The sequence below is a fragment of the Kitasatospora sp. NPDC054795 genome (genome assembly GCF_053611565.1).
In genome coordinates this window covers 1-14,102 of the sequence record NZ_JBSHAP010000183.1, presented here as the reverse complement: position 1 = coordinate 14,102, position 14,102 = coordinate 1, and the positions used below count along the sequence as shown (strand labels likewise).

Here is a 14,102-nt window from a genome sequence, read left to right as displayed (position 1 = left end):
GCCGTTGCCGCTTGGCCTTGCCGAAGCGGCAACGGATGGTGAGGCGACGCGAGTGCTGCTTGGTGGTGGTTCCGGCGGGCCTGGCCAAGCTTGGCCAGGCCCGCCCAACTTCATTGATCGGTCACTGGACCTGTTGCCGCTGGTCCGGCTTGTCCCGCCCGGACCTTGTCGTCTTTGCGGATATTCCAGGTGAGGGCGTCCTGGTGTTGGGGGCGTGGGGGTTCTGGACTCCCCACGCAGGAAGTCGGCCAGGCCGACTTCCTGCACACCCGTTGCCACTTCGGCGTTGGCGAAGCGTAAGCAGACTCTGGGGCGCCGGGAACGGACTCCGCTGTGGTTTCGGCGGCCCCGGCCAAACTTGGCCGGGGCCGCCGTTGCTTTCGTGGCCTGGGCGAGCGCCCGGAGCCTCAGCGGGCGGCGGCGCGTTGGAGGGCGCTGGCGAGGAGGGCGAGGTCGGTGGGGCCGTTGCCGAGCTCGCGGACCGGGCGGCGGGCCGGCGGGGCGCCGAGCTGGAGCGGGTCTATGGCGACGACGGTGGGCCGCAGGGTGGCGGTGCGCGGGATGCGGCCGCTGATCCGGGCGGTCTGGAAGGCGGTGACGCCGCCGTCCGGGAGGCGGAGGTAGCCGCGGCCGGGGGTGTCCTCGGGCAGGGCCGCCGCGTCGCCGAGGTGGATCAGCAGGTCGGAGTCGGCCGGGTCGTCGGTGCGCAGGGCGATCCGGAGCAGCGCGGCCTCGTCGACCTCGGTGCCGGCGCTCTCCTCCGGGCGGCCGGTGGCGACGGCGAGGTGCACGCCGAGCGGTCCGCCGCGGCGGGCGACGGCGGCCAGCGCGCGGGTGAGCGGGCGGCCGGCGGCGGAGGTGGGGGAGAGCAGCGCGTCGTAGTCGTCGACGACGACGACCAGCCGGGCGGGCGCCGCGGCGGGTCCGGTCGGGCGGGGGCCCTCCGCGCTGCGCGGCGGGATGATCCGGGGTGTGGTGGCGGCGCCGCCGCCGACGGCGGCGGGCACCGGGACCCTGGGGTGCTCCGCGTGCGCCTCCCGCCCGTCCAGGCCCTGCTCGTCGAGGATCCGTGCGGCGTGCCAGGAGGCGAAGTCCAGCCCGTCGAACAGCCGCTCCCGCAGGGCGAGTTCGTCCTCCAGCGCCTCGGCGGCGAGCAGTGCGGCGCGCGGGTCGGCGGCGGCGTTCACCCGGCCGGTGACGTGCGGCAGGTCGGTGCAGCCGTCGAGGCCGTCCTGGCCCTCCGGGGTGGCCCGGCCCTCGATGATCGTGACGGTCAGCCGCTCGGGCCGTTCGGAGACGGCGAGCGAGGCGACCAGGGTGCGCAGCAGTTCGGTCTTGCCGGAGCCGCGGGCGCCGCCGATCAGCAGGTGCGGGCCGCCCGGGTCGGGGGAGGGGAGAGTGAGTTCGGGGTCGGCCAGGTCGAGGGTGCAGAGTTCGTCGCGGGTGGTGCCGAGCAGGGCGGTGGCGGCGCCGATGCCGCCGGCGTGCGCCTCCCAGCGGGCGGACAGCTTGGCCGGGGTGACGGTGTCGAGCTGGAGCAGGTCGAGCAGCCGCAGTGCGTCGGGCAGCGGGCCGCGGGCGGCCGGGACGGCCTCGCGCAGGGGGGCGAGGACGCGGGCCAGCCGTTCGGCCCAGGCGTCCGAGACGGCGTCCAGCGAGACCTCGTGGAGGGCTTCCCGGCCGCGGGCGACCGGGCGGTTCAGCGAGAGCTGGGTGCCGACCTCGCCGGTGATCAGGGCGGTGGCGCCGAGGCCCCGGGGGAGCAGTTCGGGCTGCTCGGCGAGGCAGATCGGGAAGATGCCGACCGCCGGGCCCTGGCGCAGCAGCAGGTCGAGTGCCTGGCGGGCGGCTTCGGTGGCCGGCCGGCCGTCCACCACGACCACGGTCGCGGGGTGGCCGCCGAGGCCGCTGGGGCCGCTGAGCCGGGCGGTGAGCTCGGTCAGCCGGGCGGTGGCCTGTTCGTCGTCGAGGCCGATCAGCAGTCGGCAGTCCTGGCCGTCGACCGGGCGCAGGTGAGGCAGCCACAGGGCCCAGGCCCAGGTGTCGGCGCGCTCCTCGGCGGTGCGGGCCTGGTCGGCGTCGACCACGACCAGGCTCAGCCCGGTCGGCGGGTGCAGCGCGGCGAGCTGGGCGACGACGGCGCGGGTGAGCGCGTCCAGGCGCTCGCGCGGGCCGCTGAGGCCGAGGCTGCCGGCGGTCTGGAGGTCGAGGGTGACCGGGACGGCGGGCAGTGTGGTGCCGGGTGTGGTGCCGGGGCCGCCGGGGCGGTCGGCGGTGCCCAGGCGCAGGGTGAGCGCGTCGGGGTGGCCGGGGCCGCGTTCCCAGAGGCGGGGGCCGGGGCCGACGGCGTTGAGCAGCAGGGTGGCGAGGTCGGGCCAACGTTCGCGCTGGGCGGCGGTCTGGCGCAGCCGCACCGCGGCGTGGTGGCGCTCGGCGCTCTCCTGGCCGGGCGGTTCGGCGGTGCGGCCGGGCAGCAGGGAGAACAGGCCGCGGCCGCGGCCGGGGGCCGGTTCGGGGGCGGTGGGCGGCTCGACCACGGGCGGCGCGGGCCGGGCCGGGCCGGGGGCGGCGAGCTGGAGGTGGCCGTTGCCGTCCGGCAGGGCGGCGCGGGCGGTGCCGGCGGCCTCGGCAGGGTCGGGGGAGGTCACCTGGAGGGTGGACTCGCCGATCCGCAGCACGGCGCCGGGTTCCAGCGGGACGGCGGCCTCCGGCGGGCCGGGCGGGACGAGCCGGCCGTCCAGCGTGGTGCCGTTGGTGGAGCCGAGGTCGCGCGCGGTGACCCGGCCGTCCTCGGCGAGGTGCAGGGAGAGGTGGAGCCGGGAGACGTCCGGGTCGTCGAGCGGGACGTCGGCCTCGGCGGAGCGGCCGACCCGGATCTCCCGGCCGTGCAGCCGGTGCACGCCGCCGGCGTCGGGGCCGCCGACCACGCGCAGTTCGGCGGCGGCGGGGGCGTCGTCGGGGTCGTCGGCGGTCGGGTCGGGCTCGTTCAGGCTGAGGACGGCGCCGTCGAGCAGCGGGGGGTGGCCGAGCAGGGTGTGCTCGTCGACCCGGTGCGCCCCGGCGTACAGGTGCACGTGGGTGGCGGCCCGTGGCCCGCGCACGCCCACGGCGCCGGCGAGCGCACCCGCGATGGCGCCGAGTGCGGTGCCGACGGGCGCGGTGACCAGCACGTCCACGTAGGGGATGGCGGAGCCGGCGGCGGCCGGGCCGCTGCGCGGTCGGAGGACGGTCAGCCGGATCTGCATCTCGCCCGCGGGTCCCTTCTGCTGATGTGAACCTGGTACCGCTGCCCGGTGCCGTGGGCACCGTTGGGCCACACGAGTGGCGAGTGTCCATCCTGCCATCCGTCGAGGACGGTCCGCGCACGGTACCGGATTTGACGATCTTGCGATCGACACCGTGACGGGGCGACGGGGAGTCAGGGCCGATCGCCTCCTCGCGGGGTGCCCGGGACCTTCCCTAGGGGATGTCCCCCAACCCTTCCCCAGACCGTACGGATGGCCTACCGGTCACCCCGAAAACCCGAACCGGCACCGTTAGAGTGGCCGCAGACACGGGCCCGGCAGGCTCACCGCACCGGCGGAGGAGCGCCCCGCGCGGGCGGCACGGCGAGGAGTGCGACAGGTGCGGCCAGTCGGCAGCAAATATCTGCTGGAGGAGGCCCTCGGACGGGGTGCGACCGGGACCGTCTGGCGCGGCGTGGTGCGCGAGGACGCACAGGTGCCGGGCTGCGCGCCCGGGCAGCGGGTGGCGATCAAGGTGCTGCGCGAGGAGCTGGCCGCCGACCCCGACGTGGTGATGCGCTTCCTGCGCGAGCGCTCGCTGCTGCTGCGGCTGACCCACCCCAACATCGTCCGGGTCCGGGACCTGGTCGTCGAGGGCGAACTGCTGGCCCTGGTGATGGACCTGGTGGAGGGCCCCGACCTGGCCCGCTACCTTCGCGCCAACGGCCCGTTCAGCCCGATCGCCGGCGCCCTGCTGATGGCCCAGGTCGCGGACGCGCTGGCGGCCAGCCACGCGGACGGGATCGTCCACCGTGACCTCAAGCCGGCCAACGTGCTGCTCGCCTCCACCGTGGTGGACGGCGCCGAGCGGATGCACCCGCTGCTGACCGACTTCGGCATCGCCCGGCTCGCCGACTCCCCGGGCGTCACCCGCACCCACGAGTTCGTCGGCACCCCCGCCTACGTCGCGCCGGAGTCCGCCGAGGGCCGTCCGCAGACCTCCGCGGTGGACGTGTACGGCGCCGGGATCATGCTGTACGAGCTGGTCACCGGCCGGCAGCCGTTCCAGGGGGACAGCGCGCTCGCCGTGCTCCAGGCCCACCTGGCCCACGAGCCGCAGCGGCCCAGCACCATGCCCGAGCCGCTCTGGACGGTGATCGAGCGCTGCCTGCGCAAGGACCCGGCCCAGCGGCCCGGCGCCACCTCGCTGGCCCACGCGCTGCGGGTGGTCGCGGCCGGCGTCGGGGTGCACGCGTCCCCGCCGGCGGTGGACGAGGCTCTGGCGGTCGGTGCCCTGCTGCTGCCGGACCCGCAGCCGACCGCGGTCCCCACCACGATGTCGCCGATGTCACCGATGTCACCGATGTCACCGATGGCGACGATGCCGGGCGCCGTGGCCCCGGGCACCGAGGACCGCACCCAGGTGCTGCCGCCGACCCCGGGCGGGTCGTTCGACCCGGCCGCGGCGACCCGGGTGATGGGCACCCAGCCGCCGCCGGCGCCCCCGCAGGGCGCCGCGGACCGGACCCGGGTGATGCCGCCCGTCGCGGTGCCGCCGCCCCCGCCCGTCGCGCCGCCGCAGGAGGAGACGCCGCACCCGTGGCAGACCCAGCTGCGTGCGGCGCGGGACCGCAACCAGCAGACCCAGGTCGGCTACTTCGGTCCGGAGGACTACGAGGACCACTCGGAGCCGCAGGTCGCCCCGCCGCCCTACCAGGCCGGCCAGGGGGGCCACGCCGGCCAGGGGCACCGGCCGGGCCAGGGCGCCCCGGGCGGCCCCGCCGGGCCGCAGCAGCCCGGCGGCTACCGCCAGTCCCCGCCCCCGCCCGGCTACGCCCAGCGTCCGCCGGTGGCCCCGCCGCCCTACCAGGCGGGCCGGGGCGGCCAGGGCGGCCAGGGCGGTCAGGGGGGCCAGCGGAGTCAGGGCGGCCAGGGCGGCCAGGGAGGCCGTCCGCAGCCGCCCGGTGGCTACCGGCAGGCCCCGTCCGGGCACGGGCAGTCGCAGGGCGGCTACCCGCCCGCGCCCGCCCCGGTGCCGCGCCGGGCCGAGCCGCCCGCGCCGCAGTACCGGGAGGCCCCGCCGCAGCGCCGCGAGGAGCCGCCGGCACCGGCCCGCCGCGAGCCCGCGCCGGCCCGCGAGCCGCGTCCGCGCAGCCGCAACCGGATGTACATCCCGGGGCTCGGCTGCCTCAAGGGCTGTCTGATGGTGCTGCTGGTGCTCGCCGTGGCGGGGCTGGCGCTGTGGAACTTCACGCCGCTGCCGCAGTACTGGGACAACGTCGTGGGCTGGTTCGACTCGGCGCGCGACTGGGTGAACGGCCTCGTGGGCAGCTCGAAGAACTGACACCGGACGAGTGGGGGCAGCGGGGATGGGGATGCGGGGAAGCCGGGCGGGCGCGGTGCTGATGGGCGTCGTGGTGGCGATGGCGGGGTTGCTGCTGCCGGCCGGTCCGGCCGCGGCGGCTGAGACGTCGCACTGCGGCCAGTACGAGACCGTGCCGGTCGCGGGCGGCCGGTACGTAGTGGACAACAACAACTACGGCGGAGCCCGCGAGTGCCTCGGCACCGACGGCCGGGCCGGGTTCACCGTCCTGTCCTCCGAGGCGGCCACGAGCCCGCCGGCCGGGCCGGTCGCCTACCCGGAGATCTTCGACGGCTGCCACTGGGGCACCTGCACCCCGGGCAGCGCGCTGCCGGTCCGGGTCTCCGAGCTGGGGCGGGCGACCAGCAGTTGGTCCACCACGCTGCCCGCCCGGGGCGACTTCAACGTGGCGTACGACCTCTGGTTCAACACGGCCCCGGCCACTCCGGCCGCAAACGGCCAGCCGGACGGTGCCGAGCTGATGATCTGGCTGGACCGCCGTCCGGCCTCGGCCAGCCCTTCCGGGAGCACCGCCGTCGTCGGTGGCACCGGCTACACCAGCTGGCAGCTCACCATCGCCGCCAACGGCCGGCAGTGGCCGATGGTCGCCTACCAGGCGCAGGTGCCGGTCACCTCGGTCACCGACCTCGACCTGCGCGCCTTCGTCCGGGACGCGGTGGCCCGCGGGGTGGTCAAGCCGGAGTGGTACCTGATCTCGGTGGAGGCCGGCTTCGAGGTCTGGCGCGACGGCGCGGGCCTGCGGACGGAGTCGTTCTCCACCGACGTGCGGCCCGGCCGCCCGGTGGGCCCGATCGGTGCCCCCGGCGGCCGCTGCCTGGCAGATCTGCCCGGCGGCACCCCGGACGGCCCGGAACCGGTGGCGCTGCTGGACTGCGACGGCTCGCCCGCCCAGCAGTGGAGCGTGGAGACCGACGGTACGGTCCGGCTGGGCGGCAAATGCCTGGGCACCGACGGCAACCGGGCCTCGCTCAACCCCTGCAACGGCTCGCCGTACCACGTCTGGCTGGTGGGGATGGCCGGCGCACTGTGGAACCAGGGTGCCCAGGGCTGCCTGCGCGACCCGGCGAACGGCACCGCGCCGGGCGGCGGCGCCGACCTGGCCGGCTGCGACGGCTCCCCGGCGCAGAGCTGGACGCTCCCGACCTCGGTGAGCTGATCAGGGCCCCGGCCCGCCCGGAGCGGCAATGTTGACGCTATGTCGACAATTGGCGAGATTTCTCGGCCGGGACTCCCGCTCCGGGCCCCTCGGGCGGCCCGCGCAGGGCCTCCGGGCGCGTAGGTTGGTCGCTGTTGTCCCGCCCCACCGAGCGCGCCGGACCCCCGGAGCGCTCCCGCGCCGCCCACGGAGCAGCATTGGCACGCAAGATCGGCAGCCGGTACACCGTCCACCAGGTGATCGGCCGGGGTTCGGCCGGCACGGTCTGGCTCGGTGAGGGGCCCGACGGCCCGGTGGCGGTCAAGCTGCTGCGCGAGGACCTCGCCGCCGACCAGGTGCTGGTCGGCCGCTTCGTCCAGGAGCGCACCGCGCTGACCAGCCTCGACCACCCCCGGGTGGTCGGCGTGCGCGACATGGTGGTGGACGGCAGCGACCTCGCCCTGGTGATGGAGCTGGTCCAGGGCACCGACCTGCGCTCCCGGCTGGAGCGGGACGGCGCGCTGCCGCCGCAGACCGCCGCCTCGATCATCGCCGACGTCGCCGACGGCCTGGCCGCCGCGCACGCGGCCGGCATCGTCCACCGCGACGTCAAGCCCGAGAACGTCCTGCTCGACCTCGCCGCCGTCCCCGGCCCGGGCGGCGCCCCGCGCGCCAAGCTCACCGACTTCGGCGTGGCCCGCCTGGTCGACGCCCCGCGCCGGACCCGGGCCACCCGGATCATCGGCACCCCCGACTACCTCGCCCCCGAGATCATCGAGGGCCTGGAGCCGCGCGCCGCCGTCGACATCTACGCCCTCGCCACCGTGCTGTACGAGCTGCTGGCCGGCTTCACCCCCTTCGGCGGCGGCCACACCGGTGCGGTGCTGCGCCGGCACGTCACCGAGCAGGTGCCGCCGATCCCCGGCCTGCCGGACGGGCTGTGGCGGATCATCTCCGAGTGCCTGGCCAAGGCCCCCGCCTCCCGGCTGCGCGCCGCCGAGCTGGCCTCCCGGCTGCGCGAGCAGCTGCCCTCGCTGGCCGGTCTGCCGGTGCTCGCCGTGCCCGGCCAGGGCCGGGCCCCGGTCGAGGAGCAGCTGACCCCCGGCGAGGCCGTCTACGCCGAGATCGACGCCGGCCCCGGCATCCACAAGCGCCGCCGCGGTCCGGCCGTCCCGCTGGTGCCGGGCGCCGCCCCGGACTCCACCCGGGACACCCACACCAGCCTGCGCCGCCCGTCCGCCGACGAGCTGGCCGCGTACGCGCTGGAGTCCCGCGCCCAGCGCGCCGCCCCGGGCCACCGCCGGGACCGCCAGGCCCTGCTGCGCCGCCGCCGGCTGCTGGCCGTCCTGATCGCCACCGTCCTGCTGCTGGCGGGCGCCGCCGCGGCCTGGACGGCGTTCGCGGCCACCGTCCCGGATGGCGGCCACCCGGCCCGTCCGGCGGTGTCGGGCACCGGCCCGCGGGCCCCGTAGCCGGAGCCGCCGGCGCGGCCGTGACGGCGGCCGTGACCCCCGGGGAGCCGGGGGTGTCGTCATGACCACTCCCGGAACCATTACCCTGGGGGCGTGGCAGCCGTCGATCCTTCCGAAGAGCTCAAGAACCTCGATACGACCATGGGGTCGATCGAGGCCGTCCTCGACCTGGACAAGATCCGGGCCGACATCGCGGTCCTGGAGGAGGAGGCAGCCGCCCCCACCCTGTGGGACGACGTCGCGAACGCGCAGAAGGTGACCAGCCGGCTCTCCTTCCTCCAGGGCGAACTGCGCCGGGTCGAGGGCCTGCGCAGCCGCATCGACGATCTGGGCGTGCTGTTCGAGCTCGCCGAGGCCGAGAACGACGCGGACACCCGCGCCGAGGCCGAGACCGAGCTCGTCGCCCTCCAGAAGGCCGTCGAGGAGCTGGAGGTCCGCACCCTCCTGTCCGGCGAGTACGACGCCCGCGAGGCGCTGATCAACATCCGTGCCGAGGCCGGTGGCGTGGACGCCGCCGACTTCGCCGAGCAGCTCATGCGCATGTACCTGCGCTGGGCCGAGCGGCACGGGTACCCCACCGAGGTGTACGACACCTCGTACGCCGAAGAGGCCGGCATCAAGTCCGCGACCTTCACCGTGAAGGCGCCGTACGCCTACGGCACCCTCTCGGTCGAGCAGGGCACCCACCGCCTGGTGCGGATCTCGCCGTTCGACAACCAGGGCCGCCGGCAGACCTCCTTCGCCGGCGTCGAGGTCCTCCCGGTCGTCGAGCAGTCCGACCACGTCGACATCGACGAGGGCGAGCTGCGGGTGGACGTCTACCGCGCCTCCGGTCCCGGCGGCCAGGGCGTCAACACCACCGACTCGGCGGTGCGCATCACGCACCTCCCGACCGGCATCGTGGTCTCCTGCCAGAACGAGCGCTCGCAGATCCAGAACAAGGCGTCCGCGATGAACGTCCTCCAGGCCAAGCTGCTGGAGCGGCGCCGCCAGGAGGAGAAGGCGGCGATGGACGCGCTCAAGGACAGCGGCAGCTCCTGGGGCAACCAGATGCGCTCCTACGTGCTGCACCCGTACCAGATGGTGAAGGACGTCCGGACCGCGTACGAGGCCGGCAACCCGCAGGCCGTGCTGGACGGCGACATCGACGGCTTCATCGAGGCCGGGATCCGCTGGCGCAAGCAGCGCGAGACCAGCGCCGAGTAATGGCCGACATCGACGAAGGGCCCCGACCGCAGCGGTCGGGGCCCTTCGTCGTACGCGTCGTGGGTCGTCAGGCCAGTGCCTGCCGGGCGATCAGCGCCACCGCGAGCAGTCCGGCCAGCAGGGCCAGCAGCATCGCGGGGGAGAGCGCGGCGAACGGGCTCTGCTGCTCCTGAAGCCGGGCCCGGTTGGCCCGGCACACCGGGCAACGCCCGTCGCTGACGCGGCCGTTGCAGTTGGCGCACACCAGATGGTCGCAGGTCATGCGATCTCCTCCTCGCTGCTACAGCCAACGCACCGGACGGGGCTTTGGTTCCATGCACTGCCCTGTACGGGGGAGCGGCCGTGACACGGTCGCTCCCCTCCACTCTGCCAGGTTCCGGCAGTTCCGGCTTCCGGGCTGTGAGATGCCTCGCAATATTCGGGGCATAAGCGGACATTCTCCCGCAGAGTCCGGGCGTTGTCACGGGCGGCCCCTGCGGACCGGTCGCCGATTCGCGTATGGTCCCAGACCGGGAGCAGCCCACCGCGCTCCTTTCGCCCGCCCATGGACCGGGCCTCCGGGGCGGACCGACCGAGGACTGGCGCCGCCTAGGATGGCCTCCGTGATGCAGCCGTGATCAGATTCGACAACGTCTCCAAGACCTATCCCAAGCAGAATCGTCCCGCCCTGGACAACGTCTCGCTGGAGATCGAGAAGGGTGAGTTCGTCTTCCTGGTCGGCTCGTCCGGCTCGGGAAAGTCCACCTTCCTGCGCCTGTGCCTGCGCGAGGAGCGTCCCAGCACGGGTGCGGTGCACGTACTGGGCAAGGACCTCGGCAAGCTGTCCAACTGGAAGGTGCCGCACATGCGCCGCCAGCTGGGCACCGTCTTCCAGGACTTCCGCCTGCTGCCGAACAAGACGGTCGCGCAGAACGTCGCCTTCGCCCTGGAGGTGATCGGCAAGCCCAAGAGCGCCATCAACAAGGTGGTGCCCGAGGTGCTGGAGCTGGTCGGCCTCGGCGGCAAGGAGGACCGCATGCCGGGCGAGCTGTCCGGTGGTGAGCAGCAGCGCGTGGCCATCGCCCGCGCCTTCGTGAACCGTCCGATGCTGCTCATCGCGGACGAGCCCACCGGCAACCTCGACCCGCAGAACTCGGTCGGCATCATGAAGCTGCTCGACCGCATCAACCGCACCGGCACCACGGTGCTGATGGCCACCCACGACCAGGCCATCGTCGACCAGATGCGCAAGCGCGTCATCGAACTCGACAAGGGGCTGCTCGTCCGCGACCAGGCCCGCGGCGTCTACGGATACCAGCACTGACCGACCAGCGCTGACCCGTGGGGCCGCCGGCCCGACCCGCCAGACCAGAGCAGTACCGACCCTGGAGTGTTTCCCGCATGCGTGCCCAGTTCGTCCTGTCGGAGATCGGTGTGGGTCTCCGACGCAACCTGACCATGACCATCGCGGTCGTGGTCAGCGTCGCGCTCTCCCTCGCCCTCGCCGGTTCCTCGCTCCTGGTCCGCGACCAGGTGAACTCCATGAAGGGGTACTGGTACGACAAGGTCGAGGTGAGCATCTACTTCTGTACGAAGGCGGACGCCCGCAACTCGCCCCAGTGCGACAAGGGCGCGGCCACCGACCAGCAGGTCCAGGACATCAAGGACCAGCTGGACAAGATGACCTCGGTGGTCCAGTCGTCCACCTACGAGAGCTCGCCCGACGCGTACAAGCACTGGAAGGAGATGAACCCGGACAACCCGCTCATCTCCGTCCTGGGTCCGGACGCCATGCCGCAGTCCTGGCGGGTCAAGCTCAACGACCCGACCAAGTACGACGTGATCCAGAGCGCCTTCGCCGGCAAGCCCGGCGTCAAGTCGGTCGAGGACCAGCGGAAGATCCTGGAGAACCTGTTCGGCCTGCTCAACGGCCTCCAGACGGCGGCCTTCGTGATCATGGTGCTGATGCTGTTCGTCGCCCTGCTGCTGATCGTCAACACCGTCCGGGTGTCGGCGTACAGCCGGCGGCGCGAAACCGGGATCATGCGCCTGGTCGGTGCCTCGAACTTCTACGTCCAGATGCCCTTCATCGCCGAGGCGGCCTTCTCGGCGCTGCTGGGCGCGGCGATGGCCTCCGGACTGCTGGTCGGCGGGCACTTCTTCGTCCAGAACTGGCTGGCCGACCGGGTGCAGTTCATCCACTTCATCGGGCTCGGCTCGGTGCTCGCGGTGATACCGCTGCTGATCGTGGTGGGTATGGGCATGGCCGGCGTCGCGGCCTTCTTCACCCTGCGCAAGTACCTCAAGGTCTGATTTCCCGCAGGCCCGACGGCCCCGTACGGCACTGCGCCGTACGGGGCCGTCGGCGTTCCGCGGTCCACCGTTGCGGTTCGTCCCGCGCGCGGCGCTGTCTACACTCCGGTGCCATGCTGCAAACTCCGCGCAGGGCCCGCCAGGTGACCGTGCTCAGCCTGGTGTTCGGCGCCGTGCTGCTGGCCGGCGCGGCCACCGGCGCCTGGGGCGACCCGGGCGACCCGCCGCACCGGTCCTCCGCCGACACCGCCCGGGCCACCGGCGGACTCCCGGCGGACCCGGCCGGCGCCACCCTGTCGGAGCAGCAGGCCGAGCACCTGCTGGCGGCCGGCGGCGACCGCTGGGGCGCGTACTACAGCGCCCAGGAGTACGCGGAGTTCAGCCAGGGCCTGGACGGCCGCTACCCGGGCGTCGGCCTCTCGGTCGGCCGCGGCCAGGACGGCGTCACCGAGGTCTCCCAGGTCACCCCCGGCGGCCCGGCCGCCGCGGCCGGGATCGCCCCCGGCGACCGGCTCGTGCGGATCGGTCAGGACCAGGCCGACCACCTGCCGGTCACCGAGGTGGTCGCGCGGCTGCGCGGCCGGGGCGAGGAGCGCCGGGCCGGCTCCGAGGTCACCCTGGCGGTCCGGCGCGGCGGGGCGGAGGAGCGCGAACTGCGGCTGCGGCGCGTGCTTCTGGACAGTCGGCAGGTCACCGCGGAGCAGCTGGGCAAGGGCGTGCTGCGGGTGACCGTGCGCGCCTTCACCAGCGGCGTGGCCGACCAGGTGCGCGCCGCGCTGCGCGCCCCGCACACCGGTGTGGTGCTCGATCTGCGCGGCAACTCCGGCGGGTTGGTCGACGAGGCGGCCGGCACCGCCGGGATCTTCCTGGACGGCGGAACGGTCGGCTCGTACCAGGAGCGCGGCGAGACCAGGGAGTTGACCGCCCCGCCCGGCGGCGACCAGCGCACCCCGCTGGTGCTGCTGGTGGACGGCGGCACGATGAGCGCCGCCGAACTGCTCGCCGGGGCCCTCCAGGACCGCAGCCGCGCCGTGGTGGTGGGCTCGCGGACCTTCGGCAAGGGCACCGTCCAGCAGCCCAGCCGGCTCGCCGACGGCGCCGTGCTGGAGCTGACCGTCGGCCGCTACTACACCCCGGCCGGACGCTCCCCGGACGGTACCGGCCTGACCCCCGACGTCCCGGCCGGTTCGGGGGAGGAGGCCGACGAGCTCGCCCTGCGGGTCCTCGCGGGGCTCGGCACCCGTGCCTAAAGCAGCTGCCCCATCCGGCCCCGAAGTGCGAGAATGACCGGGTTATGGCAAAGGAAACCGGACAGAAGCTGATCGCGCAGAACAAGAAGGCGCGACACGAGTACACGATCCTCGACACCTACGAGTGCGGCCTGGTGCTCACCGGCACCGAGGTCAAGTCGCTGCGCGAGGGGCGGGCCAACCTGGTCGACGGCTACGCGTACATCCAGAACCACGAGGCGTGGATCGACAACGTCTTCATCCCCGAGTACATGCAGGGGACGTGGACCAACCACGCGGCCCGGCGCAAGCGCAAGCTGCTGCTGCACAGGATGGAGATCCAGAAGATCGAGACCAAGGTCCGCGACGCGGGCCACACCCTGGTCCCGCTCTCGCTGTACTTCAAGGACGGCCGGGTGAAGCTCGAACTGGCGCTCGCGGTCGGCAAGAAGCTCTACGACAAGCGTCAGACGCTCCGCGAGAAGCAGGACACCCGCGAGACGGCCCGCGCGGTGGCGGCGGCCCGCCGACGCCAGGGTTAATCCGCTGGACCCTCACCCGTCGCCTCGCGTACTATGGCGCCAGCAACACGGACGATGACCGTCCGAGCTGTTTCTCAACAAAACATGGGGATGATCGGTTTCGACAGGGGATGTTGAAACAGGTGAAGCGAGCCGAGGAACGCGGCAATGATCTCGTAAACCACGTGTCGCAAAAAAATAATCGCCAACACTAAGCGCGATTCCCAGCAGTTCGCTCTCGCTGCCTAATAAGCACCGATAGCGCTTGGGTGTCAGACCGGGGAGTTCCCGACCCGGACCCTGGCATAATCTAGGGAACTCAACCGTCCGCCCGGGCTGCGGGGGTGGATGGGAAATCAAACAGCAGCTGGGCCTGTTGGCGGCTTGTCCGTGTGACTGCCAGGGCCGAGAAAAGCACAGCGGACTGCGCTCGGAGAAGCCCTGAATTAACTCCACTGGACCCGGGTTCGATTCCCGGCATCTCCACCACCCCATGTTGACTCGAAGGGCCGTCCTCCGCTCCCCGGGGGCCCGCCCGGGGATTTTTTTTCGTTGCCGGGCCGCGCGGCCCCGGGGGGGGGGGGGGGGGTCTGTGTCGTATAAACAAAAGACGCAGGCGGAGCTATGTGAGGGGTATTTA

General features: G+C 73.7%; 10 protein-coding genes and 1 other RNA gene. 9 read left to right on the top strand and 2 right to left on the bottom strand.

The genetic code is table 11. From position 1 onward, the window contains the following. Positions 1–407: 407 nt before the first annotated feature. Positions 408–3,245 carry an FtsK/SpoIIIE domain-containing protein gene (locus ACWGJO_RS38275; RefSeq protein WP_452190253.1) on the bottom strand — a complete coding sequence of 946 codons (2,838 nt, stop codon included), beginning with the start codon at positions 3,243–3,245 and terminating at the stop codon, positions 408–410. A gap of 379 nt (positions 3,246–3,624) precedes the next feature. Between ACWGJO_RS38275 and ACWGJO_RS38270 the strand changes: the two genes are divergently transcribed. The 4 genes from ACWGJO_RS38270 to prfB all read left to right on the top strand — a co-directional run bounded on the left by ACWGJO_RS38270 (position 3,625) and on the right by prfB (position 9,420). Then, positions 3,625–5,568, top strand: a complete 1,944-nt coding sequence (locus tag ACWGJO_RS38270) for a serine/threonine-protein kinase (protein ID WP_452190252.1) — start codon at positions 3,625–3,627, stop codon at positions 5,566–5,568. 31 nt (positions 5,569–5,599) lie between these two features. After that, on the top strand, positions 5,600–6,763 hold the full coding sequence (locus ACWGJO_RS38265) for a GH12 family glycosyl hydrolase domain-containing protein (RefSeq protein ID WP_452190251.1): 1,164 nt from the start codon (positions 5,600–5,602) through the stop codon (positions 6,761–6,763). A gap of 197 nt (positions 6,764–6,960) precedes the next feature. Then, positions 6,961–8,214: a serine/threonine-protein kinase gene (locus ACWGJO_RS38260; RefSeq protein WP_452190250.1), complete on the top strand. Its 1,254-nt coding sequence runs from the start codon at positions 6,961–6,963 to the stop codon at positions 8,212–8,214. 93 nt (positions 8,215–8,307) lie between these two features. Then, the gene (gene prfB, locus ACWGJO_RS38255; protein WP_452190249.1) at positions 8,308–9,420 is read left to right on the top strand and encodes a peptide chain release factor 2; all 1,113 of its coding nucleotides are present in this window, start codon (positions 8,308–8,310) and stop codon (positions 9,418–9,420) included. Between the two features lie 67 nt (positions 9,421–9,487). Here prfB and ACWGJO_RS38250 read toward each other — a convergent pair whose 3' ends face one another. Beyond that, positions 9,488–9,682, bottom strand: a complete 195-nt coding sequence (locus ACWGJO_RS38250; RefSeq protein ID WP_359904255.1) for a hypothetical protein — start codon at positions 9,680–9,682, stop codon at positions 9,488–9,490. 351 nt (positions 9,683–10,033) lie between these two features. Here ACWGJO_RS38250 and ftsE point away from each other — a divergent pair, with 351 nt between their 5' ends. From ftsE to ssrA, 5 genes are all read left to right on the top strand, one after another. Beyond that, positions 10,034–10,723, top strand: a complete 690-nt coding sequence (ftsE, locus tag ACWGJO_RS38245; protein ID WP_030059730.1) for a cell division ATP-binding protein FtsE — start codon at positions 10,034–10,036, stop codon at positions 10,721–10,723. Positions 10,724–10,800: 77 nt separating this feature from the next. Further along, entirely contained in the window at positions 10,801–11,712 is a 912-nt protein-coding gene (ftsX, locus tag ACWGJO_RS38240; RefSeq protein ID WP_452190248.1) for a permease-like cell division protein FtsX, read from the top strand. Positions 11,713–11,825: 113 nt separating this feature from the next. Then, a complete protein-coding gene (locus tag ACWGJO_RS38235) occupies positions 11,826–12,962 on the top strand; it encodes a S41 family peptidase (protein ID WP_452190247.1) in 1,137 nt (378 codons plus the stop codon). A gap of 44 nt (positions 12,963–13,006) precedes the next feature. Continuing rightward, entirely contained in the window at positions 13,007–13,483 is a 477-nt protein-coding gene (smpB, locus tag ACWGJO_RS38230) for an SsrA-binding protein SmpB (RefSeq protein ID WP_387694888.1), read from the top strand. Between the two features lie 86 nt (positions 13,484–13,569). After that, positions 13,570–13,951, top strand: a transfer-messenger RNA (tmRNA) gene (ssrA, locus tag ACWGJO_RS38225). Positions 13,952–14,102: the final 151 nt, after the last annotated feature.